The organism is Pseudomonas asuensis, assembly GCF_014646755.1.
In the GTDB taxonomy this organism is placed as follows: Bacteria; Pseudomonadota; Gammaproteobacteria; order Pseudomonadales; family Pseudomonadaceae; genus Chryseomonas; species Chryseomonas asuensis.
Genome location: NZ_BMNW01000006.1, coordinates 77,765 through 99,996, shown reverse-complemented (window position 1 = coordinate 99,996; position 22,232 = coordinate 77,765). Strand labels below are relative to the sequence as shown.

Here is a 22,232-nt window from a genome sequence, read left to right as displayed (position 1 = left end):
CGAATTCGTGGTTTCAAGCGTCGCGTGATCCGGTGGCGGCGCTTAAAAGGTGTCGTATGGCAATCGGCACATCCGGTTTTTGATAACGGCGTGCCGCGGCTTCGATCTGTTTCTCGCCATGGGTGACGCGTCCGTGATGGCGCAAGTGAGCGAGCCAGGACTCATCGAAAAAGAACTCCTGCCAGCGCTCGGGATTTTCACTGTCCTGCATGAGCCCCCAGGAAAACGCGCCGTTACGCTGGCGCATATGGCGGACCGGCACCATGGCCTGCCGGAACGCCTGGGCATGCTCGGCAGGGATGACATAATCCAGCGTGACCAGTACCGGGCCACGTTCACGGTCCAGGCTTGAGTCCAGTACCGGCTGCGGCCAATGCAGCGAAGGGGCAAGGTCTTCGCTTTGGGTAACGGGTAGACGAAAACGCAAGGTCAGGACGATCCCGGCGAGCAGCACACCGGCGGCTGCGCTCAGCGCCAGACTGGGCGAGAAATGACTGGCAACAGCGCCCCACACCGCAGCGCCCAGTGCGCTGGTGCCAAAGAAAATCAGGATATAGACCGCCAGTGCACGCGCCTTGACCCAAGCAGGCACTGAGGTCTGTGCAGCTACCTGAAGACTGGACAGTACGGCAATCCAGGCGGCGCCACTGACCAGCATGACCGGAATCAGGCCTGCAAAGGAATGGATCCAGGCCAGGCCCAGCAACACAAGGGCATACACTGCGCTAGCGCCGGCAACGATCAGATCGCCTCGTACTCTGGCTCTTAGCTGTGGTAATCCAATAGCACCGGCAATCGCACCAATACCGATGCATCCTAGCAGCACACCGTAATCAGCCGCGCTGCCCTGTAAAGCTTGCCGCACTATCAGAGGTAGCAAAGCCATGCCGGCACTGGCACCCAGAAAAAAAGCGGCAGTCCGGGCCAGCACTGCTTGCAGCGAAGGGGCGCTACAGGCATAGCGAAGGCCAACCCGAACGGCGCCAAACAGGCGCTCTGCGGGCAGTACCGCAGCCGAGGGAGTCCGCCGCCAAGCCAGGAGCGCGGCAATGACAGCGAGGAACGATACGGCATTCAACGCGAACGTAAGCCAGGGTCCACTCAGGCTTACCAAGACTCCAGCCAGGGCAGGACCAATGGCACGTGCCACGTTCATGCCAAGGCTGGACAACGCCACGGCAGCGGGCAGCTCTGATTTGTCTACCAGTTCAGGCGTTACCGCTGACCAGGCGGGCATCATCAAGGCCGTGCCGATACCCATGGCCAATGTCAGGATCAACAGCATTGACACCGACATGAGATCGAGCAGGCTTAGCGCTGTTAAAAGCAGCGCAACGCTTGCCATCCATACCTGGACACCCACCAGATAGCGACGCTTGTCGACAATATCTGCCAGCGCACCGGCGGGCAGTGCCAAAAAGAACATAGGCAAGGAACCAGCTACCTGGACCATTGCGATCGCCAGCGGACTAGGCGATAGCGATGTCATAAGCCAGCCAGCGCCCACTTCGTGCATCCAGGTGCCTATATTGGAGGCGATGCTGGCCAACCACAGCCAGCGAAAGGTCGCCTGTCGCAAAGGGCTCCAGGGAGAAGATGACGTCATTATGGGCGCTGCACTGCTCATATCAAGGTCCTCAGAAGCTGAAGCAGGAGCAGCCAAAGGCGCCCCAGAAACCGGCGTAATCACTCACCGGAACCGATTTCTGACGAGCCCGCTCATGGCTGTGCCCGTGCACACCACAGGAGCCCACGCATTGATGTACCTGCTGCTGAAGCGGGGCTGACGGTTTCCAGTGACCTGGCACCTTGGCAACCGGCGACCAATCCGGAACTACGGGGATAGCCGGAGGACCCAGGCGATCAAACTCACCCGCACCATAGACGACGTTGCCGTTCACGACCGTCAGCAGTGACTCGATATGCTTGATGGCCTCTTCATCCACGCTAAAGAAGTCAGCCGACAGCACGGCAAGGTCAGCCAGCTGACCTGCTTTGATCTGTCCCTTCTTGCCTTGCTCCGAAGAGAACCAGGCACTGCCTTGCGTAAAGAGCTGCAGAGCCGTTTCGCGCGGCAGACCCTCTTCATACAGCGCCATGCCGCCAACAGTCTTGCCGCTGACCAACCAGTACAGCGAGGTCCAGGGGTTGTAGCTGGACACACGGGTGGCGTCCGTACCGGCACCGACGGGAATACCCTCGGCCAGCATGCGCTTGATAGGTGGGGTCGCTTGTGCAGCCTTGGCACCATAGCGGTCAACAAAGTATTCGCCCTGGAAGGCCATGCGATCCTGAATCGCAATGCCGCCGCCCAATGCCTTTACTCGCTCGATATTACGCGGGGAGATGGTCTCGGCATGGTCAAAGAACCAGGGCAAGCCATTAAATGGAATATCGCGATTGACGCGCTCGAATACATCCAGCATGCGCGAGATGGATTCGTCATAGGTAGCATGCAGGCGGAACGGCCAGCGTTGCTCGACCAGATGGCGGACCACAGGCTCAAGCTCAGCCTCCATGTCTGGTGCAAGGTCCGGGCGTGGCTCAAGAAAGTCCTCGAAATCAGCGGCCGAGAACACCAGCATTTCCCCTGCCCCGTTATGACGGAAAAAGTCAGTGCCCTGTCCGTACTGAACACTACCGGTCCAGTGGCGGAAATCGGCCAGTTCTTCCTTGGGCTTCTGGGTAAACAGGTTATAGGCGATACGCACCGTCAGCTGACCGGCATCGGCCAGTTCCTGGATAACCTGATAGTCATCCGGGTAATTCTGGAAGCCACCGCCTGCGTCGATGGCACTGGTCAGCCCCAGACGGTTGAGTTCACGCATGAACTGGCGGGTGGAGTTGACCTGGTACTCCAGGGGGAGTTTAGGTCCATTGGCCAACGTCGAATACAGGATCATGGCATTGGGCCGGGCAATCAGCATACCGGTCGGCTCACCGTTGGCATCACGCTGGATCTCGCCTCCGGGCGGGTTGGGGGTATCGCGGGTGTAGCCCACCACACGCAAGGCAGCCCGGTTGAGTAGTGCGCGGTCGTAAAGGTGCAGGATAAAAACTGGTGTATCCGGCGCCGCCTGATTGATCTCATCCAAGGTCGGCATCCGGCGCTCGGCGAACTGAAACTCGTTCCAACCGCCAACCACACGGACCCATTGTGGTGTCGGAGTCCGCTCAGCCTGAGCCTTAAGCATGCGCAAGGCATCAGCCAGGGAAGGCACCCCTTCCCAGCGCAGTTCAAGGTTGTAGTTGAGCCCACCCCGAATCAGGTGCAGGTGCGAGTCGTTGAGGCCGGGAATCGCGGTGCGCTGCTGCAGGTCAATGATCTGAGTTGCAGAACCACGGTGGGGCATTACCTCAGCATCAGTCCCTACTGCCAGAAAACGCCCATCCTTGATGGCAACAGCACTGGCCTGTGGCTTTTCGCGGTCCACCGTATGAAAACGGCCGTTGTACAAGATTAAATCAGCGTGTTGCATGGTGCCTCCAAATACATAACCGGTGCCCTGACCAAACGGCAGCGCAGACCAGAGCGCACCCGCAGCGCCCAGCAGAGAAGCGTTCGCAATCACCTTGCGGCGGCGCGGGTTCTCAGGATCCCTTTGCATAAATACGTCTCATGGACCGGCGGACGTGAGGGCCGCCGATACTGGTTTAGCGATTCAGAAACGCCAGCAGGTCTTCGTTCAACTGCTCGGCGTGGGTCACGGCAAACCCGTGTGGGGCGTTGTGATACACCTTCAGCTCAGCGCCCTGGATCATCTCGGCAGCCAACTTGCCTGTTGCCTCCAACGGGACAACCTGATCACCGTCGCCATGGATAACCAGCGTGGGTACATCAACCTTGGCCATGTCGGGGCGGAAGTCGGTTTCAGAGAACGCCGTAACGCAATCCACGGTGCCTTTCAGGGACGCCAGCAGGGCAACATTCAGGGTCTGGGTCATCACGCCGTCTGAGACTTTCTGATCGCGGTTGGTGCCATAGAACACCGGACCAAAATCGCTGATGAACTGGGCGCGGTCCTTGAGCAAACCCTGCCTGATGCCGTCGAACACGCTTTTATCCACACCGTGAGGATGATCCGCCGTCTTGATAAACAACGGCGTCACTGCGCCCAGCAGCGCCAGCTTGGCGACACGGGCCGTGCCATGGCGGGCGATGTATCGCGTCACGTCGCCACCGCCCATGGAGAAGCCGACCAGGGTCACGTCCTTGAGGTCCAGGTGCTCGATCAGCTGATGAATATCATCAGCAAACGTGTCGTAGTCATAACCAGTCCAGGGCTGGCTGGACCGACCAAAACCACGACGGTCGAATGCAACGGTGCGATAGCCGCGGGATGCCAGGTAATGCATCTGGTATTCCCACATGTCCGCATCCAATGGCCAGCCGTGGCTGAACAGAACAGGCTTACCGCTGCCCCAGTCCTTGTAATAGATTTCAGTGCCGCCTTGGGTTGTAAACGTGCTCATAGTGTTCTCCTTCAGGTTGGCTGTGTAGCGGTAGGGTTGATGGATCGACTCAGAGGGGGCGCTTGGTAAGGCTCACCGACATAACCGTGCACAGTGCCGAAGCGGGCGTTGCCGCTCTCCCAGTCCGCACGAGCGCTGGCAATGCTGTTCCAGTCGTAGGCCACGAAGTTCCACCAGATCAGAGGCGTCTCGGGCAGCGGCTCACCCCCCAAAAGCAGTGCATGTGCTCCAGGCGCAAGCGCCAGTGGCACTGAAGAACGGCTACCACCCAGATAAACAAGCTCGTCCGGCCCTACACTTTCGCCAGCAAGGCGCGCTTCACCTTGTAGAACCAGCAACCCATATTCATGAGCCGGATTTAGTGTCACGTCGAGCACACCACCGCCGGATGCAGCCAGATCAAGGCAAAGCAATGGTGAGTGCACCTGGACCGGGGATTGTTCTTCGCAATAGCGGCCGACCAGCAACGTCATCTCTACACCCTGGATATGCCACTGTGGCAAATCGGGGTAATGCGTAAATGCGGGTTCACAGGCCTGCATCAGCGGCGGCAGTGCAATCCAGAGCTGTGCAGCGTGAAGGTTAAGCGACGCAGATGCCGATTCTTCCGTATGGCTTATGCCGCGTCCGGCGGTCATCAGGTTGACTTGGCCTGGACGCAAGGGCTGTACATTGCCCAGGCTGTCGCGGTGAAGAATTTCCCCCTCGATCATCCAGGTAAAGGTTTGCAAGCCAATATGCGGATGCGGGCCAACGTTCATTCCGGTGTCTTCTTCCAGTACGGTGGGTCCGGCATGATCGAGAAAGCACCAGGCACCAATCGTACGGCGTTGCCGTGTGGGCAGAACCTGGCCTACTCGCAGACCGGCACCCAGTTCAGCGGACCTGGCAGATATGCGCAGGAAAGAGGCCTCAGGCATCGCCAGCTACCTCTTCCATCAGCCGTGTCTCGATATCCACTGTGCCATGCAAGAGTTTATGAATCGGACAGGCATTGGCGACTTCAAGCAACCGCAGCCGCTGTTCGTGATCAAGGGCACCCAGCAGTTCAATGTCTCGCTCTATGCGCGTGGTGTGTGGGGCGCCCCCTTCCGAGACAATCGTGAGCACCACATGGGCTTCCTCGATGCTCCATCCCTTGCGCTTGGCATAAAGTCCAAGCGTAATAGCCGTACAAGCACCCAATGACGACAGCAGCAGCTCATGGGGGTCAGGGCCGGTATGCCCTGTTTCTGCAAGGTCAAGATCAGCCAGCCAGCGGTGCGTGCCTTCAGTAAGCGTCACGCGATATGGAACGGGGCCTAGCATGGCGGTAACAGTATGAGTCATGTTGCTGCTCCTGTTCCTTTACTGAGCGTTCAGCCAGCCTGCAAGCCAGCGCGTTACGTTTGGCATAATCAGAAAGACCACCAGCACCACAATGCAAAATGTGATCAACAGGTTGCTGGGCACCAAACCGCCCAATGCCGGAAAGCGCTGAAATACGGGATGCCACAGCTGGGGAATCAGCATGCTTAGTGGGCTGATCACCAGAAAAGTCAGTACTGCCTGCTTCCACTGGGGCGGCTTCTGCACGTCCGGCTGCGGCGGGGTAAACCAAAATTCCGCATCTGCGTGCACCAGCGGATGGTCACCGTCTTCCAAAAGCGGCATCACTTCTTCCACCAACTGACGACGGCGGTCCGATGTAATCCAGTCCTGCAGTTGCTCCGCCGTTGCAAAGCGCACTACCGTGGTGAATACTCCGTTGGCCTGTTGGGGGCGGACAACATTGACACCCAGATGCCCGTGCGCCTCCTTGGCGGCAGCCACCGCGCGGCGCAGCCAGGCCTCATACGTATCACGCTTCCCTGTCTTCACCTGATGGTGGATGACTAATGTCACCACATGGTTGAGATCAATCTCGTTCATGCGAGCTGATTCCTTGTCAGAGGCTGCTGGGCATGTCGATGCTGGCGCCATGCATCAAGCGACAGACGACCCGGCCCGGTAAGAGCAAGCGTGCAAAAGAGGATGGTTAACAACCAACCGAATTGGGCTTGATCCATGGTCCACTCGGGATGCACAACCACCAGCGCTATCAGCAGAAGAAACAAAATAGGCAAACAAGCCAGACGTGTACCGAACCCTGCGATGATCAACAGCGGGCAGATGATCTCGGCAAATAGAGCCGCTGCCAACGTGGGCCATTGCCCTAGGTGTAGCGGGTCCTCAATCACCTGCAACTGCTGCTGATAATTCATAAGTTTGGGAAGGCCATGCACCCAGAGCAGCAGCAAACCACCGCTTGTACGCAGGAACAGCAGGCCGATATCGTTTAATGCGGGCCGATGCATGGCATTCATCGCTGACCTCACCTGTCTTATTCAGTGGCCTTCAGAGGCATTGAACATGGTCTTGGCATAGATCAGCCCTAAGCCATAACCGCCACCATGTGCGATGGCTGTCTTTACAGTCTGATCATACGTTTCACCACGTGCCCAATCTCGCTGCAGCTCAAGCAGGTATTGAAGAGAGGTCATGGGTCGGGCACCCGCCTGAATCATGCGCTGCATAGCACGCTCGTGGGCTTCGGTTGAGACGTCGCCACAGGCATCTGCAATGACATACACCTCAAACCCCTGATCCAGTGCTGACAATGCTGGCCCCACAATGCAGACAGAGGTCCAAAGGCCCGCCAGTACAATGCGGCCTTTATCAAGCGTGTTCACCCGGTCAGCAATACGCGGGTCTTCCCAAGTGTTCATGCTGGTACGGTCAATTACCGAAGCCTCGGGGAAAACAGAGCTGATCTCTTCAAAGATCGGGCCGGAAAAGCTTTTCTCAGCCACGGTGGTCAAGATGGTGGACACCTGGAACTCCTTGGCTGCCTTGGCAACCAGGGCGGCGTTGTTACGCAAGGTGACCGCATCGATCGAGTGGGTAGCGAAAGCCATTTGGGACTGGTGATCAATCATAATCAACGTATGGTTGAAAGGATCGATGAGACCTTTGCCTGGGGCAGCGATGGCGGTTGGCATGGAAGCGTTCCAGTAGTAGTGGATGTGCCGCTACTGTCGCTTAATGATGATCTTGAAGATTGAACGCTTGTGCTGTGTTTGGAACGTATGTGCTATTGACTGAGCGCCTGACACATGTGAGTGCTTTCAATTGAACAAGAGGAGACGGGAAGCGTAACTCCTCCATAGTGAAGGCCAGCCTAAATCTTAAGCACCCAGCTATTGTCCACCAATTTGTGACTAATATTCGTAATCTATCTAGTTAATCATTTCTATAAGAGACATTAAGCTTTCTTCCATACCGCTTCGGCCAATCAGCCGGGCCCCTGCTACCTCCAATGGAAGATATGATCATGACTACTCTGAACGCCTCTCAAGCCTATACCGCCACTGTTGGACGCCTGCTGCTAGGTACACTGTTTCTGTTCAGCGGTATTGGCAAGCTGGCCGCGCCTGCTGCAACCATGGGTTACATCGGGTCCGTCGGTATGCCGTTTCCACTTCTGGCCTACTTGGGGGCGATTGGCGTTGAGGTAGGGTTGGCCAGCCTGTTGCTCGTGGGCTACAAGACCCGCTGGGTAGCAGCCATCATGGCAGGTTTTACCCTCATGACGGCGGTGGTCTTCCACAATAACCTTGCTGATCAGAACCAGCTGATCCACTTTCTGAAAAATATCGCCATTACCGGTGGCCTGTTGCAGGTCGTAGCCTTCGGGAGCGGCGCCTTCAGCTTGGACGGCGCTCTTAGCAAACGTCGCCTCGCTCTCGCCTGACTTGACACCGCACGGTACGCCGCCTAAAGGGCGTACCGCCCTGCCCTGCACGATCAAAGAGACCCGCCGCCATGCCGTCCGTAATGAGCGCCTTGCTGACTGGAAATGCCGTGTTGCTGTTCGTGAATGTCTTCGCCGAGCAGTTGGGCGCACCGTTACCGTCCTATCCGTTTCTGGTTGCCTCCGGTGCCTCCGCCACAGGTTCCACAGTGCTGACCGGGTTTCTTTTGCTGGCCTCGTTAGCATGTGTGCTGGCCGATCTGGTCTGGTATTGGGCAGGCCTGCGCCATGGCGACAAGATCCTTGGCTGGCTGGCAAAGCTTCCCTTTTCACACCGGGAAAATGCCGGCACTTGCTCGGCACGCTTTACCAGGCGCGGCGCACAATGGCTACTGATATCCAAGTTCGTACCGGGTATGGGCGCGGTCGCCACCTTGATGGCAGGAGCGCAGAAAATGTCGCTGGTTCAGTTTCTGGTGTATGACGTCCTGGGGTCGGCGCTATGGGCCGGTTCCGCATTAATGCTCGGCCATGTCTTTCAAGCGCCCGTGCTCATGGCGCTGGACATGCTTCAGGAATACCTGCTTCCCGGGCTGGCCGCTACAGGACTGCTGCTTGCTCTGACACTACTGGTACTGCACCAACTTCGCTCCCGCCGTCTTGCCAGCCGTCTGACGCAGCAGACCGCTACCTATCGCCTGCAATCGGTCAATCAGCCCTTTGTAAAGCGCTCTGCCAGCCAACCTGCTATCCCGACAGTTGAAACCCTTGTCATGACGACGCCTCAGGATACCCCAAGCCTCGGACGCACCCTCCATACAGCACGATACCAACGTGCCCGGCCGGACGCCTCTCAATGGGTGCATTGCCGTGCGCGTATTGACCCCTGGCAAGACTGGCACAGCTCGGCTCATACCTTGCAGGAGGCCTCATGAGTATTTCTTCACTGAATCTGACCACGCTTCCTCTTGCTAAGAGTCCGTTACGTCTTGCGTACGGATGGCGCTCGAGCTGGGCTACCAAACGCTCCATATGGCTCAGATCAATAACCATAGGTAAGACGCTGGTAGTGTTCTTGCAAAAAGCGGCGTTGCACGTGAGCCAGTATTGCTTACCACCAGAGTTTAGGCTGATGACCTCGACCGTGCTCGCTTGCTCCTCAGCCTACACAAAAGCTTTAGCAAGTTAAAAACCGATTATGCGGATCAGGCAATCATTCACTGATCCTCACTGAAGCCACTGGTTACATGACGGCGCTACAGAAGATTCAGGAGGCTGCCTCACCCGCTTTGGCGTGGCCAACTTTGCCCGCGTACTGATACGGCAGGCCGCAGCCGCCGTAGGTACGGCTACAATCGCCACCAAAGCACTTCACTTGCCTGAGACTGATTCCCTTCTTCCTCAGAGCAGCATAGACAAGGTCAGCTGCTATATGATGATCAGCCTTCAGCCACGGTTTATGGAAGATTTCATCATGGACAAGCTCCTGGCGCTGCGCTGGTTTGTAGAGACCGTTGACACAAAAGGGTTTTCGGCAGCTGCCCGTTCGCTGGGGGTGGCCACCTCCTCCGTCACCCGTCTCATGGATGCACTGGAACAGGAGCTAGGCACAACGCTGCTAAACCGTTCAACGCGGCAGGTCACCGTGACAGAGGCCGGCTCGCTCTACTACATCAAGGCGAGACAGATCCTGGATGAGGTAAAGGCCGCCGACGCCCAGATTCACGATCAGGGTGAAGAGCCTGCCGGGCCACTTCGGGTTACAGCACCTGCTGCATTTGGCCGTGCTTATCTTGCGCCCTACCTGGCTGCCTTTCTCGCGCGTTACCCCAAGGTAGATCTGGAACTGGAACTGACAGATACGCTTGTCGATCTTTTTGCTGATCGGATCGATGTTGCCATACGGCTAGGCTCACCCGGTATCCAGGATGAGCTGATCTGTCGTTCGATTGGTCACTTCCAACGTTTCGTCGTTGCCAGCCCAGCGTATCTGGCGCGCAACAAATCTCCTGAACAGCCTGAAGATCTGGCTCGTCATGACTGTTTGCCTTTCAACTTTAGCAACGCACCGCAGGCATGGCTCTTCACCAGAGACGGAGAAACCAGCCGGGTTATTATCAAGGGGCGTTTGCGCAGCAATGACGCCGAGGTTTTGCATAAAGCAGCTCTTGCCGATGGTGGCATCACCCTATTGGCTGACTGGCTGGTACAGGCCGATATCGAGAGCGGCCGACTTATACGGCTATTTCCCCATCATGAGGTCAATCCAAACCAGGCTAGTACGGCAATTTCAGCGCTGTATCTGCCCAATCGGCGTGGCTCCCGGCGGGTAAATGCCTTTATTGAGTTTTGTGAGACTCGCCTTGCTGGGCTACGTCCCTGCTAGGCATTGCACCCAACGCAACGCAGCATTGTTCAGCCATCCGATTCTCTCTTTCCGTCCTGGTCTTTAAGGTACGCCTTATTAATGACGTTATGAGCAATCAGCCATGCGTGGGACCGGTATTGAGTCATCTAAACGCTGCCTGCTTCGATGTCTTATCGAGCGGACCGCCTTTAATAGTCAGGAAAACCATGCCAGCCCGTCGCCTTTTAAACCTGCCCTGAACTGATGCCAATAAACATTGCCTTGCCAGGAGACTTTAATGACTACCGCCTCGATGATCGATCATAAGAGTTCACCTACTGCCTTCTCAAAAGGGCTGGTATTACTTTTTGCATTCTGTTGCGGCGCGATCGTTGCCAACCTTTACTACTCGCAGCCTATTATCGAATTGATCGCACCCGCCGTTGGGCTCAGCGAGCACGACGCCAGCTTTATCGTCTCGCTCACTCAAATAGGATACGCCTTGGGGCTACTCCTGCTCGTTCCACTGGCCGACCTGGTAGAAAATCGTCGCCTGATGGTCATTACGGTACTTGCATCGGCCGTGATGCTGGTGGCTGCCGGTCTCTCAACAGATCCGAGTGTATTCCTTGTAGTCTCTCTTTTGATTGGTGTCAGCTCGGTTGCCGTGCAGATTCTGATCCCTCTGGCCGCGCACCTGGCCCCGGAGCAATCGCGCGGGCGTATAGTGGGCACGATTATGAGCGGCCTGCTGCTGGGTATCCTCCTGGCACGTCCAGCCTCTAGTCTTGTGGCCGACCATTTCGGTTGGCGCACGGTGTTCTTTACCAGTGCGCTGATTATGCTAGCGATCGCCGGGGTGGTCTTGAAAGTTGTCCCCGCGCGTAAACCGACTCATCAGGCGCATTACGGCCAACTCCTGTTGTCTATGGTCCATCTGTTCACTCGCGAGCCTGTATTACGCCAGCGCTCTTTATATCAGGGACTGATGTTTGCCGCGTTCAGCCTGTTCTGGACGGCCGCCCCCCTTGAGTTGATTCGCCATTACGGCCTATCACAAACGCAGATTGCAATCTTTGCACTGGTCGGTGCTGTAGGTGCTGTGTCCGCACCTATTGCAGGGCGGCTTGCCGATGCCGGCCATACGCATCGCGCTTCGGCTTTCGCCATGCTGCTTGCAGCCTTGAGTTTTCTGCCAGCTTTAATTCACTCACCGTATGGGGTCATCAGCCTGGCAGTGACCGGCATCCTGCTCGACTTTGCGGTGCAGATGAACATGGTTCTGGGGCAGCGCGCCGTGTATATGCTGGACGCCAATAGCCGTGCTCGCCTGAACGGTCTCTACATGACCAGCATCTTTATGGGCGGGGCTATGGGTTCGGCCATTGCCAGTACCGTGTATGAGCGTGGCGGCTGGACTGCCGTCGTCTGGGTCGGCAGCAGCCTGCCACTACTGGCGCTGGTGTTTTTTGGCATTCGCCATCTACGAGGCGCTAACGCTTAATCATTTACCCTGTTGTAAAGGCGGTCTTGCCAGGCCGCCTTTCTCGTAAGCATTGATTCAATGCTTACGGGGTTCAGCCGCAAAGTTCACCATCCATTGCGCAATCAGTTCGCCCTGATGAGGCTGCTCAAGCGATGCTACCGCCGTCTCGTACTGTTCAGCAGAAAACGCCGACTGGCGCCGAATCAGCAGTCGGTTAGCATAGTCAGCCACAAACTCCGGGTGCCCTTGGAAGCACAGCACCTGATCACCCACGACAAACGCAGCGTTTGGACAATAACGACTATAGGCCAGGCATTGCGCCGTCGGTGGCAGCGCTGTTACCTGATCCTGATGTGAAACAATTAGCGTAACCTCTTGCAGCGGAGGATTCTGCCAGGAAAACCCCTGGGCCACCTCAAAGCGCTGCACCCCAAGTCCCCACCCTGTCTTGGCTCGCTCGGCTATACCTCCTAGCGCCAGCGCCAGCAATTGATGACCAAAGCAGATCCCCAGTAGTTTATCGCCCCGTGCATAGCGCTCCTGCACATAGGTTTTGAGGCGCAGTATCCAGGGATCATCAGCAAAGGAATCCGCTTTGCTACCCGTAACGAGATAGGCGTCGAACTGCATATCGTCGGAGGGATAATCCCCTTCGACTACGTTGAACACCGTGCACTCAACGGGCTCAGGTACCTGAGCGAACAGGCGAATAAACATGGCACCGTAGCCTTCGTACAGCTCGGCCAGTTCAGGGACAAGAATATCGGTTTCGAGGATGCAGATCCGAACAGGCATGGGACTCCGAAGCGATAGCAAAGATAGCGAAATCAACGCGCGACTGCGCGAGTACAAATGACATGGTACGCCAGCGCCGTATGGCGGTTCTACCCCAAGGGACGGCAATCAAATCAATCTGATATCGAATAAAAGGAGAGTCTGAACCGCCCCGCCTGCTGCGGAAAAGACGGAACATACATCTCCTTTAAAGGTGGACGTAGTACCTGCCGCCTTTTGCATCCAGAATGTTGCAGTGCTTTCCAAACGGGCTTTCCAGAGGGTTATACCTTGTAGGCTACCAATTCAGCATCTCATCCTGGCAGAGAACGTAAAAAGCCAGGCAGGTTTTTTTCAGTGTGGCGAGTGAGCACCGTAGCCATGCGGGGTGGTCGGATCCTTGATCTGGATGATTTTCCCTTTCTGCCAGGCATCCGCACCGGGATCAATAGCGGGCGCAACAATATCGGCCCGAGCGGCTTTTTTCGCTTGGCTGTCGATGCCCATACGACGATCACGTGCCTCGACCATCTGCGGATTAGCTTGGCCGTCAGCCGTGAAACCCATCATCAATTGAGGGACACCCAGCGGTAACGTCTTGTCCAGGTCGGTATGCCACGTATGCCAGGTTTTTCCATAGGTGTGCACGAGCTTTTCCATCAGCTTGTGCTCGGCCAGCTCCGGTACTCCCGGTGCCACCAACTGCCCTGATTTCACCTCGTGAACATGACTGTGCCACAGCGCTTTTTCTGAAGCGGGCAACTGCTTGAAGAGCGCCTCATCAATGATGTATTCCACCCCCATAAGCTTGGCACTCTTGGTGTTGCCATCATAGATAACGCATTGAATGACCTGCTCATTAAGAACCGAGCAGTAATGGTGAGCCTCCATTTGCCCATGCGGATTCCCGTTATAAAAGTGAAACCCATCCAGATAGGCATTCAGCGCTTCGATAGGCGGTTTGCTCTGTAGGACATCGGCACCGGCTTCCAGGGTTTTGGTCATCGCTTGTTTGGGGGTGCCGGGCGCGGCGATGTACGACTCCGTATTACCACCACTGGAGCAGGCGCCTGCTAGTAGGAAGGCCAGAGATAAAGGAATTATTTTTACATAGACACTCATGAAACACCTGTATAGATCACGCTGATCAGATCAGCGTAATAGATATCCCCGAGGGCGCAACGCAGGTCCCTGGCAAAAGGTTAGGCAAGGCGGATACCAAATAAGCGCTGCAACCGGATAGTTGCGCAAAAAATCCGAGCCCCATTGGGCGTGGACGTTACTCACAGCGCCATACTGTAAATTTCATAGGGTTACCGAACGCGCCTGTGTTCGCCGGGTCGCTATAGGATGATGGATCATCCCTAGGGAGCTGAACAATGATAGAGCGTTGGAAATGGTTCTTGCTCAGGACGAGCAAACGTCCATGGTTCAGAGCCAGCCTCTATTCCCTGCTAGGCGTGGTGACAGCGTTGGTAGCCTTGGTGCTGGCGCCTTATATTCCAGATGAGCTTCCTACCAAGATCGGCGCTGACGCAGTCGACAACATCCTGGGTATCATTGCGTCGAGCATGCTGGCCGTCACGACCTTCTCCCTGAGTACAACGGTGTCGGCCTACGGCTCAGCCACCAACAACGTTACCCCGCGTGCAACCTCTCTTCTGGTAGAGGACCCTACTACACAGAATGCCCTGTCAACCTTTATCGGATCCTTCATATTTAGCCTTGTTGGTATTATTGCGCTCAGTACCGGAATTTATGGCGCTAAGGGCCGCGTCATTCTGTTTGCGGTAACGCTCTCCGTCATCGTCCTGATAGTCTATGCCCTGCTACGCTGGATCGACCGGCTCAGCAGCCTGGGTCGGGTAGGCGATACGACGGCTCAGGTGGAACACGTTACCCTAAAAGCACTACACCAGCGGCTGGAACAGCCTTATCTGGGCGGTAATCCGCTACCAGAGAACTCCTTTTATAAAACCCAGGCGCGACCTGTATTCCCTACACGTATCGGGTATATCCAGCATCTCGACATGCCTGCCCTGGCGAAACTGACACGTGACGAGCGCAGTCGTGTGTACGTGAATGTATTACCAGGAAGCTTTGTTGACCCCAGTTGTCCGCTGGCCTGGGTAGAAGGCCTCGACGAACAGCATGATGATGAGTTCAGAGATGCCTTTGTCCTCGGTGAACAGCGCACCTTCGAGCATGACCCGCGTTTTGGGCTCTCTGTAATGGCCGAGATTGCTTCACGGGCACTATCACCCGGCTTTAATGATCAAGGGACAGCCATTGATGTCATTGGTCGTGCCGTAAGGGTACTGGCTTGTCTGGCTAAGCATCCTGAGGCTACACCTCCTGTGGAACAGGCGTTTAGCCGTATCTATGTTAAGCCGCTTGTTATTGGTGAGCTGTTCGACGATCTGTTTACCCCAATCGCACGCGATGGTGCCACTATGATCGAAGTAAACATACGTCTGCAAAAGGCCCTGGCCTGCCTGGGGCGCCTGGGGAACACCACAATACAGGCTGCAGTGGTCAAGCAAAGCGAGCTGGCATTTAAACGCGCATACCAGGCAATGACAATGGAAGCTGATAAGCAGCGGCTCAGTCAGCTAAGGGCCGAGCTGTTCCATGATCAATGACTGGCCATCACTGGCCGCTCCGTTAAAGCCCACCCTCAGGAACGCTCTGAAGGATAGAAAAACTACCGTCTGTTTCCAGCACTACCGCGCCTATCTCACTCAAGGAGCTTTTCCCTTGCTTTCTCAATGCCTGCATGACCTCATCTTCCGTCACGCGATTACTCTCTAGATTGTCCTTTACCCAGGCGCCTTGATAGACCAGCAGAGAAGGTGATGATCGGGCGAGCTTTCGTACAACGGGCCAGCGGACGCTACTCCAGGTGACTATATATTGCAGGCCGATAAGCAGGGCAAACGCGGTCAACCCCTCCGCCAAAGCCACACTGGAGGACAACAGTACTGTAGCGAGCGTTGAGCCCAACGCTACAGTCACGACAAAGTCAAAGGCATTAAGCTGTGCCAATGTTCGTTTGCCCGAGATACGCAGAAGTGCTATCAGGCCTATATAGGCGGCCGTCCCAACGACGATGACCCTGATCAGCCCGCTCCAGCTATCAAAAAACATAAGTCCTCCGGCTTGTGGGGGTGTATGGGTTTCCTTTACATGTCTTATAAAGTGTGAGGGCAACAGGCCTGAGTCGTTCATCCAAGCGTGCTTGTTGGAGCTCCCCCTCTGCCCCCTCGGGATTGATACATCCATAAAGCGTGGTCGTTTCACGTTTCCTGTTGAATCTGAACCGTGTGCCCATGCTTAAAGTTGCCAGGGTTTGCCCCGCGTCTTGGGCGTTGTTTTCAATCGCTGCTGCATTGCACTTTTACAGAGTATTTGCGCACTGACAGGCGCAGTGATGAAGAGAAACAAGGGGATCAGAAGTTCGTGCAGGCTCAGACCGTCGTGCTGGGTTGTGAAATACAGCATTGATGCAATCACCGTACTGCCTACCCCTAATGTAGTGGCTTTGGTTGGACCATGCAGCCGGGTAAAGAAATCAGGTAAGCGCAGCAGGCCAATAGAGCCTACCAAGGTAAACCCGCTACCAACCAGCAGGAGCACGCAAATGAGACCTTCAAGCCATGGATTCATATGTTTCCTTACTCAATGATGTCACCACGGGTAATGAACTTGGCCAGTACGACCGTGCTGATAAACCCCATCAGCGCAATAATCAGCGCCGCTTCAAAAAACAGGTTTGAGTCAAGCCAAAGCCCGAACAGAACGATCAGGGCAATTGCATTGATATTAAGTGTGTCCAAGGCAAGGATACGATCGGACTGATGTGGCCCTCGTACCAAACGGATAAATGCCAGTAGCACCGCAACAGAACACAAGCTCAGACAGATGGGAATCACGATGGTCAGCATGGAAATATCTCCATCAGCGGTTGCTCGTAGCGCGTCTTGATACTGTGGATCAGTTGCTCAGGGTTCTCCTCACTAAGTGCGTGAACCAGGATACGGGAATGATCCTCACTGAGCTCAGCCGATACCGTCCCGGGCGTTAACGAAATGATGCTCATGAGTAATGTAAGCCCCAATTCGTCGCGGATATCTACAGGCACTTCAATGAAGGCAGGCTTGAGCCGCCGTGTAGGGCCCAGTACAAGCGCAGCTACCTGGATATTGGCAATCAGCGCATCTTTAGTAACTCTTAAAAGCAACCTTACTGTCGTCCAGCCGTGCCGTGGTCGAGCGTTCTCGAACCACATCCGGGTACATAACCGGGGAATACCCCAACCCAGGAAAAGTCCCATGATCCAGCTGCCCAGGCTTAAACTATTGACCAGCAAGAGCCAAAGAATGACGAGAACTCCGCTTAGCAGCGGGTGCGGAAATAGACGGCTCATCAGCTGCCCTCCTGTAACACAGCCCTGGCATAGGCCGTTGGAGACATGATTTGCTGTGCGGCCTGATCAAGGTACAGCGTCAGCGGTTTCGCAACCACTACCAGCACGACACTGGCCGACATCAGCACAGCCACTGCCAGAAGACACCAGCCATTGGCTTTTGCCTGAACGGCTTTGTCTTCACATGTCCGCCAAAATACCGTGCTTCCTGCTCGACTTAATGCAATGACAAGGCCCAAGCTGGAAATCAGCAATACCGGCCATAGCCAGCGTGCCTCTGTTAGCGGTGCCGATTTCAAGATCAGCAGCTTTCCAAAGAAGCCTGAAAAAGGCGGCAAGCCTGCCATGGATACTGCCCCGACAAAAAACAGACTGCCCAAGAGCATGGGTTGGCGAAGAACGGGCCCCTTCTCAAGCCGGGCCTCGGTCTCTCCCCGCTGCCGGGCGATAATATCGCTAAGCAGGAAGAGTCCCCCGGTAATCCACGTGGTATTAATCAGGTAGTACAGACAGGCAGAGACAGACTCAATACGTCCAAGCGATATGCCTGCCAATAACAAGCCTACTGAGACCAGCACAAGATACGATACCAATTCCTGAAGCTGGCGTGCCGCCAGGGCACCAATGGAGCCCAAGGCCAGTGTCAGCAGTGCCAGTGGCCAGAGCAAGGGCTGCGCAAGATGAGCCAGTAAGCCCGCGTCCGGGCCGAACAGCAGCGCATAGATACGCAGGATCGAGTACACCCCTACTTTTGTCATCACCGCGAACAGGGCGGCTACGGGTGCCGTCGCACCGGCATAGGCTTTTGGCAGCCAGAAGTACAGCGGCAGCAAAGCGGCCTTGAGCGCAAAGACCAACAGTAGCAAGAGCCCGGCGGCAGCAATAAGTGGAGCATCGTCCGGCCCTACTTGCGCAATGCGTACAGACAGATGCGCCATATTCAAGGTGCCTAGCAGTCCATACAACACGCCTACAGCTACCAGAAACAGCGAAGAGCCTAGAAGATTAAGCAGTATGTAATGCAGGCCTGCGCTGGTGCGCTCCTTACCACCGCCGTGCAATAACAGCGCGTAGGAGGCAATCAGCAAAATCTCGAAGAACACATAGAGATTGAACAAGTCGCCGGTGAGAAACGCACCATTGAGTCCAGCCACTTGAAACTGGAACAGCGCATGAAAATTAGGCCCGCGTGCATCATCGCCCTGACAGGCATACATCATGGCTGCGCTCGCCAGAACAGATGTGATCAGCACCATAATGGCGCTTAATCGATCCAGGACCAGCAGAATGCCAAAGGGCGCCGGCCAGTTGCCAAGGGTATACGTCACGATCTCGTCGTGGGCGGCAGTGTTAACCAGCCACGCGGACAGTGGAACGAGTAACAGAGTGGTTAGGGCTGAAAAGTACCGCTTGCTCTGCGACGTCATACTGCTCAGCAAGAGCAAGGCCGCACCGCTAAACAGCGGCAGGAGAATCGGCAGGATGATCACATGGTTCATTGTCCCTCCCCGTCCACGTGATCGTTTCCGAGCTCACACACCGCACGGATAGATAACACCAGCACAAACGCTGTCATTGCAAAACTGATGACAATGGCAGTCAGTACCAATGCCTGTGGCAGCGGATCGGCATACATCTGGCTTTGGCCAATGATAGGTGCACCTCCGGTAGACAAGCGCCCCATGGCAAAAAGAAAAAGATTCACGGCATAGGTAACCAGCGTCATTCCCAGCACAACCGGAAAGGTACGTCCGCGCAGCATCAAGTAAACGCCGCTTGCCGTCAGCACGCCCAACGTTATGGCAAATAGTAATTCCATCAGGAGGCCCCCTCTTCTTGCGGTCGACCGCTTGAGGCCAGGTGAGCCAGGGTGAGTAAAGAGGAACCCACAACGGTCAGGTAAACGCCAAGATCAAACAACGCTGCGCTGGCCAGTTCCACATCGCCTATTACCGGGATATGCAGATGCGTAAAGCCGGAGGTAAGGAAGGGCTTGCCAAACAACCAGGCCACAAGCCCTGTCGCACCAGCCAGCAAAATACCGATACCCGCCATGCGGCGATAATCAAGGGGTAAGCGTGCCGTCGTCCAACGTAACCCGCTGGCAATGTATTGCAATATCAGCGCTGCCGTTGTGATCAAGCCGGCTATAAAACCGCCGCCAGGGAGCTGATGCCCGCGCAGGAAAATAAAGACAGAGACCAACAGCGCCAGCGGTAAAAGAAGTTTGGCCATGACTTTCAGCATTAACGGGTGCCGGTCACGTATCCAGGGATAGCCACCAAGCCCTCTTTCGGGCAGTTTTGGCGTAATGCCATCCAGCATGGCGTACACAGCGATACCAGTAATGGCCAACACGCTGATCTCTCCTAACGTATCGAAGCCACGAAAGTCCACCAGAATCACGTTCACGACATTACTGCCACCGGCGTCCGATACACTTTTATCCAGAAAAAACTGCGCAATGCTTTCGTAAGGACGTGTCAGCACGGCATAGGCCAGTAGAGAGACCAGTCCACCACACCCTACCGCCAGCAGACCGTCTCGCCCACGCCGCAGCGCAGACGACTCCCGCGGCGTATGCCAGGGTAGGAAAAATAGTGCCAGCACTAGCAATACCGTAGTGACCACCTCAACAGAGAGCTGGGTCAATGCCAGATCTGGCGCTGAGAAACGGGCAAACAGCAATGACACCATTAGCCCGGCCACACTGCTGAAAATGATGGCCTGTAATCGTCGACGGTGGAATAGTACGACCGAAATCGACGTTGCCATGAGAATCACAAGCCCTGCTGAGGTGATGGAGTCAAGCGGAGTCATCGCCACCGGCCCGGTCAGTATCTTGAGATCCCATAAGGCGCTTCCGGTTACGAGCAGTACACCTATCAACATGAGTGCCATGTAACGTTGCAGCGAACCGTTTTCTACACGCTCGGTAAACAGAACTGTCAGGCGGACAAGGCATTGCATCGCTCCCTCGAAAACGTCTCGTGCCTCGGCATCCGGGAGTCGGTTGTACAAACGAAACAGTGGGCGGCGCATCCCGAAATACAGCAGCAAACCACCCCCTAACGCGATCAGGCTCATTACCAAGGGCAGGTTGAAGCCATGCCATAGCGCCAGGCTATATTCAGGTAAGGGTCCACCTAGTGACACACGTGCCGCCAAGGCAAGCAGACTGCCTACGGTTTGCTCAGGCATCAGTCCCACCAGCACACACAACAGCACCAGAATATTGGCCGGTGCACGCATCCAGAACGGCGGCTCATGGGGAGGATAATGAGGGAGCGCCGAAGGATCAGCCGTCTTATCCAGAAACGCCTGATGAATAAAGCGTATCGAGTAAGCCATGGTGAGCAGATTGGCTACCGTAGATACGACTGGAATTACCCAATTGAACGGACCGAGCAACCCCTGCTGCAAGGTCTCACCCAAGAACATCTCCTTACTGAGGAAGCCATTGAGCAGCGGTACCCCTGCCATAGAGAGAGATGCCACAATCGCAAGCAGTGCCGTATGCGGCATGTAACGGTAAAGCCCGCCCAACCGACGCAGGTCTCGCGTGCCGGTCTCGTGATCGATAATCCCGGCCGCCATGAATAGCGAAGCCTTAAAGGTTGCATGGTTGATGGTATGGAAGATGGCAGCGACCGAACTCATGTCCGTATCCAGCCCAAACAGCAACGTAATCAGACCCAGATGGCTGATAGTGGAATAGGCCAGCAGCCCCTTGAGGTCTTGCTGAAAAAAGGCCATGGCAGACCCAAGCAGTAGCGTAGTCAGACCTGTAAGACTGACAATGTAGAACCACTCATCCGTACCTGAAATCGCAGGATACAGACGCGCCATGAGGTAGATGCCCGCTTTTACCATCGTAGCCGAGTGCAGATAGGCCGAGACAGGGGTTGGTGCCGCCATCGCATGCGGAAGCCAGAAATGGAAGGGAAACTGTGCAGACTTGGTAAAGGCGCCCAACAAAATCAGCACCAACATCAGCGGATAAAGCGGGTGCTCGACAATACGTGAGCCAGAAACAAGGATTTGGCTCAGCTCGAAGCTGCCAGCAATATGCCCCAGCAGCAGTATGCCAGCCAATAAGGCAAGCCCACCGCCGGATGTGATCGTCAGGGCCATTCGCGCCCCGCGACGCGAGTCGGATCGATGGGACCAAAAGCCAATCAGAAGAAACGATGACAGGCTTGTGACTTCCCAAAACACCAGCATCAGCAATACGTTTTCTGAAAGAACAACGCCCAGCATGGCCGCCATGAACAACAGCAGATAACTGTAGAACCGGCCTATAGCCTCCTCAGATGATAGGTAATACCGCGCATAGAGAATGACCAGAAGACCAATACCAAGGATCAACAGTGCGAAGAGAAAGCTCAACCCATCCATGCGTAAGCTGAGATTAAGGCCCAGGTTCTCCAGCCATGTGTAAGAGATCGTAATCGCTGCTCCATCGACTAACCTGGAGCGCAGGCTTAATAAGATGAAGAACGCGATAGCGGCAGGTATCGCGGCGGCAACCGCAGGTAAGCGTCGCCCACCACGATCAAGCATCACAGGTAACACGCTGCCAAGCAGTGGCAACACAACAATTAGCGCCAGCATCATATGGCGCACCTGCCCATCACAATGAAAACGATCATGAGTTGCTTTACCACTCCCCTAATAACAAATACAGGCTCGACTCCAACGAGCTCATTAGGGGGTGGGACAAGCAACCGTCGCGTTAGTGCGCCGCATGGTGGCACTCAGGCAGCTACCTGATTCATTACAAGACGTTAAAAGCGTCTTTAGACGATTGACGAGCCCACTACATCAAAGCCTTCCATCCCAGGCCTGCTTTGCAGGGGTGGTTCACGGATGTGCTAGTCGGCTTAAAAGAGGTGTAAGCCCTGAGCGGGCTCAGTAATGAGTCATTACAGTCTGAGATTAAAAGCTCGAACCA

At 55.6% G+C, this 22,232-nt stretch carries 22 protein-coding genes; 5 read left to right on the top strand and 17 right to left on the bottom strand.

Going from position 1 to position 22,232, the window contains the following annotated elements:
• Window positions 1–13: 13 nt before the first annotated feature.
• From IEX86_RS14470 to IEX86_RS14435, 8 genes are all read right to left on the bottom strand, one after another.
• Complete coding sequence (locus IEX86_RS14470; RefSeq protein ID WP_373290442.1) at window positions 14–1,627, bottom strand: MFS transporter; 1,614 nt, start codon at window positions 1,625–1,627, stop codon at window positions 14–16.
• Between the two features lie 10 nt (window positions 1,628–1,637).
• Window positions 1,638–3,479, bottom strand: a complete 1,842-nt coding sequence (locus IEX86_RS14465) for an amidohydrolase (RefSeq protein ID WP_229685363.1) — start codon at window positions 3,477–3,479, stop codon at window positions 1,638–1,640.
• Window positions 3,480–3,654: 175 nt separating this feature from the next.
• Window positions 3,655–4,473, bottom strand: a complete 819-nt coding sequence (locus tag IEX86_RS14460) for an alpha/beta fold hydrolase (protein WP_188866841.1) — start codon at window positions 4,471–4,473, stop codon at window positions 3,655–3,657.
• Window positions 4,474–4,484: 11 nt separating this feature from the next.
• Entirely contained in the window at window positions 4,485–5,393 is a 909-nt protein-coding gene (locus IEX86_RS14455) for a pirin family protein (protein ID WP_188866840.1), read from the bottom strand.
• Window positions 5,386–5,802, bottom strand: a complete 417-nt coding sequence (locus IEX86_RS14450) for an OsmC family protein (protein ID WP_188866839.1) — start codon at window positions 5,800–5,802, stop codon at window positions 5,386–5,388. Before IEX86_RS14450 ends, IEX86_RS14455 begins: the two co-directional genes overlap by 8 nt.
• A gap of 18 nt (window positions 5,803–5,820) precedes the next feature.
• Window positions 5,821–6,384 (bottom strand): antibiotic biosynthesis monooxygenase, encoded by a 564-nt coding sequence (locus IEX86_RS14445; protein WP_188866838.1) that lies wholly within the window; start codon window positions 6,382–6,384, stop codon window positions 5,821–5,823.
• Window positions 6,381–6,818, bottom strand: a complete 438-nt coding sequence (locus tag IEX86_RS14440) for a DoxX family protein (RefSeq protein WP_188866837.1) — start codon at window positions 6,816–6,818, stop codon at window positions 6,381–6,383. Before IEX86_RS14440 ends, IEX86_RS14445 begins: the two co-directional genes overlap by 4 nt.
• Window positions 6,819–6,839: 21 nt before the next feature.
• Window positions 6,840–7,493 carry a hydrolase gene (locus IEX86_RS14435; RefSeq protein WP_188866836.1) on the bottom strand — a complete coding sequence of 218 codons (654 nt, stop codon included), beginning with the start codon at window positions 7,491–7,493 and terminating at the stop codon, window positions 6,840–6,842.
• Window positions 7,494–7,825: 332 nt separating this feature from the next.
• On the opposite strand from IEX86_RS14435, the gene IEX86_RS14430 reads away from it, so the two are divergent.
• From IEX86_RS14430 to IEX86_RS14415, 4 genes are all read left to right on the top strand, one after another.
• Window positions 7,826–8,245 (top strand): DoxX family protein, encoded by a 420-nt coding sequence (locus IEX86_RS14430; RefSeq protein ID WP_229685348.1) that lies wholly within the window; start codon window positions 7,826–7,828, stop codon window positions 8,243–8,245.
• A 71-nt stretch (window positions 8,246–8,316) separates the two neighbouring features.
• Entirely contained in the window at window positions 8,317–9,180 is an 864-nt protein-coding gene (locus IEX86_RS14425) for a DedA family protein (protein WP_188866834.1), read from the top strand.
• 539 nt (window positions 9,181–9,719) lie between these two features.
• On the top strand, window positions 9,720–10,631 hold the full coding sequence (locus IEX86_RS14420) for a LysR family transcriptional regulator (protein ID WP_188866833.1): 912 nt from the start codon (window positions 9,720–9,722) through the stop codon (window positions 10,629–10,631).
• A gap of 259 nt (window positions 10,632–10,890) precedes the next feature.
• On the top strand, window positions 10,891–12,096 hold the full coding sequence (locus IEX86_RS14415) for an MFS transporter (RefSeq protein ID WP_188866832.1): 1,206 nt from the start codon (window positions 10,891–10,893) through the stop codon (window positions 12,094–12,096).
• A 57-nt stretch (window positions 12,097–12,153) separates the two neighbouring features.
• On the opposite strand, the gene IEX86_RS14410 is transcribed toward IEX86_RS14415, so the two are convergent.
• Window positions 12,154–12,873, bottom strand: coding sequence for an amidotransferase (locus tag IEX86_RS14410; protein ID WP_188866831.1), 720 nt, complete (start codon window positions 12,871–12,873; stop codon window positions 12,154–12,156).
• Between the two features lie 333 nt (window positions 12,874–13,206).
• Window positions 13,207–13,974 carry an OBAP family protein gene (locus IEX86_RS14405; RefSeq protein WP_188866830.1) on the bottom strand — a complete coding sequence of 256 codons (768 nt, stop codon included), beginning with the start codon at window positions 13,972–13,974 and terminating at the stop codon, window positions 13,207–13,209.
• Window positions 13,975–14,231: 257 nt separating this feature from the next.
• Between IEX86_RS14405 and IEX86_RS14400 the strand changes: the two genes are divergently transcribed.
• The gene (locus tag IEX86_RS14400) at window positions 14,232–15,494 is read left to right on the top strand and encodes a DUF2254 domain-containing protein (RefSeq protein ID WP_188866829.1); all 1,263 of its coding nucleotides are present in this window, start codon (window positions 14,232–14,234) and stop codon (window positions 15,492–15,494) included.
• A 22-nt stretch (window positions 15,495–15,516) separates the two neighbouring features.
• Here the strand turns inward: IEX86_RS14400 and IEX86_RS14395 are convergent, their stop codons facing one another.
• The 7 genes from IEX86_RS14395 to IEX86_RS14365 all read right to left on the bottom strand — a co-directional run bounded on the left by IEX86_RS14395 (window position 15,517) and on the right by IEX86_RS14365 (window position 21,895).
• A complete protein-coding gene (locus IEX86_RS14395) occupies window positions 15,517–15,999 on the bottom strand; it encodes a DUF421 domain-containing protein (protein WP_188866828.1) in 483 nt (160 codons plus the stop codon).
• A gap of 186 nt (window positions 16,000–16,185) precedes the next feature.
• A complete protein-coding gene (locus IEX86_RS14390) occupies window positions 16,186–16,518 on the bottom strand; it encodes a Na+/H+ antiporter subunit G (RefSeq protein WP_188866827.1) in 333 nt (110 codons plus the stop codon).
• Window positions 16,519–16,526: 8 nt separating this feature from the next.
• Window positions 16,527–16,796, bottom strand: a complete 270-nt coding sequence (locus IEX86_RS14385) for a K+/H+ antiporter subunit F (RefSeq protein ID WP_188866826.1) — start codon at window positions 16,794–16,796, stop codon at window positions 16,527–16,529.
• Window positions 16,790–17,278, bottom strand: coding sequence for a Na+/H+ antiporter subunit E (locus IEX86_RS14380; protein WP_188866825.1), 489 nt, complete (start codon window positions 17,276–17,278; stop codon window positions 16,790–16,792). Before IEX86_RS14380 ends, IEX86_RS14385 begins: the two co-directional genes overlap by 7 nt.
• A complete protein-coding gene (locus IEX86_RS14375; protein WP_188866824.1) occupies window positions 17,278–18,777 on the bottom strand; it encodes a monovalent cation/H+ antiporter subunit D in 1,500 nt (499 codons plus the stop codon). Before IEX86_RS14375 ends, IEX86_RS14380 begins: the two co-directional genes overlap by 1 nt.
• Window positions 18,774–19,097 carry a Na+/H+ antiporter subunit C gene (locus tag IEX86_RS14370; protein ID WP_188866823.1) on the bottom strand — a complete coding sequence of 108 codons (324 nt, stop codon included), beginning with the start codon at window positions 19,095–19,097 and terminating at the stop codon, window positions 18,774–18,776. Before IEX86_RS14370 ends, IEX86_RS14375 begins: the two co-directional genes overlap by 4 nt.
• Window positions 19,097–21,895, bottom strand: a complete 2,799-nt coding sequence (locus IEX86_RS14365; RefSeq protein WP_188866822.1) for a monovalent cation/H+ antiporter subunit A — start codon at window positions 21,893–21,895, stop codon at window positions 19,097–19,099. Before IEX86_RS14365 ends, IEX86_RS14370 begins: the two co-directional genes overlap by 1 nt.
• Window positions 21,896–22,232: the final 337 nt, after the last annotated feature.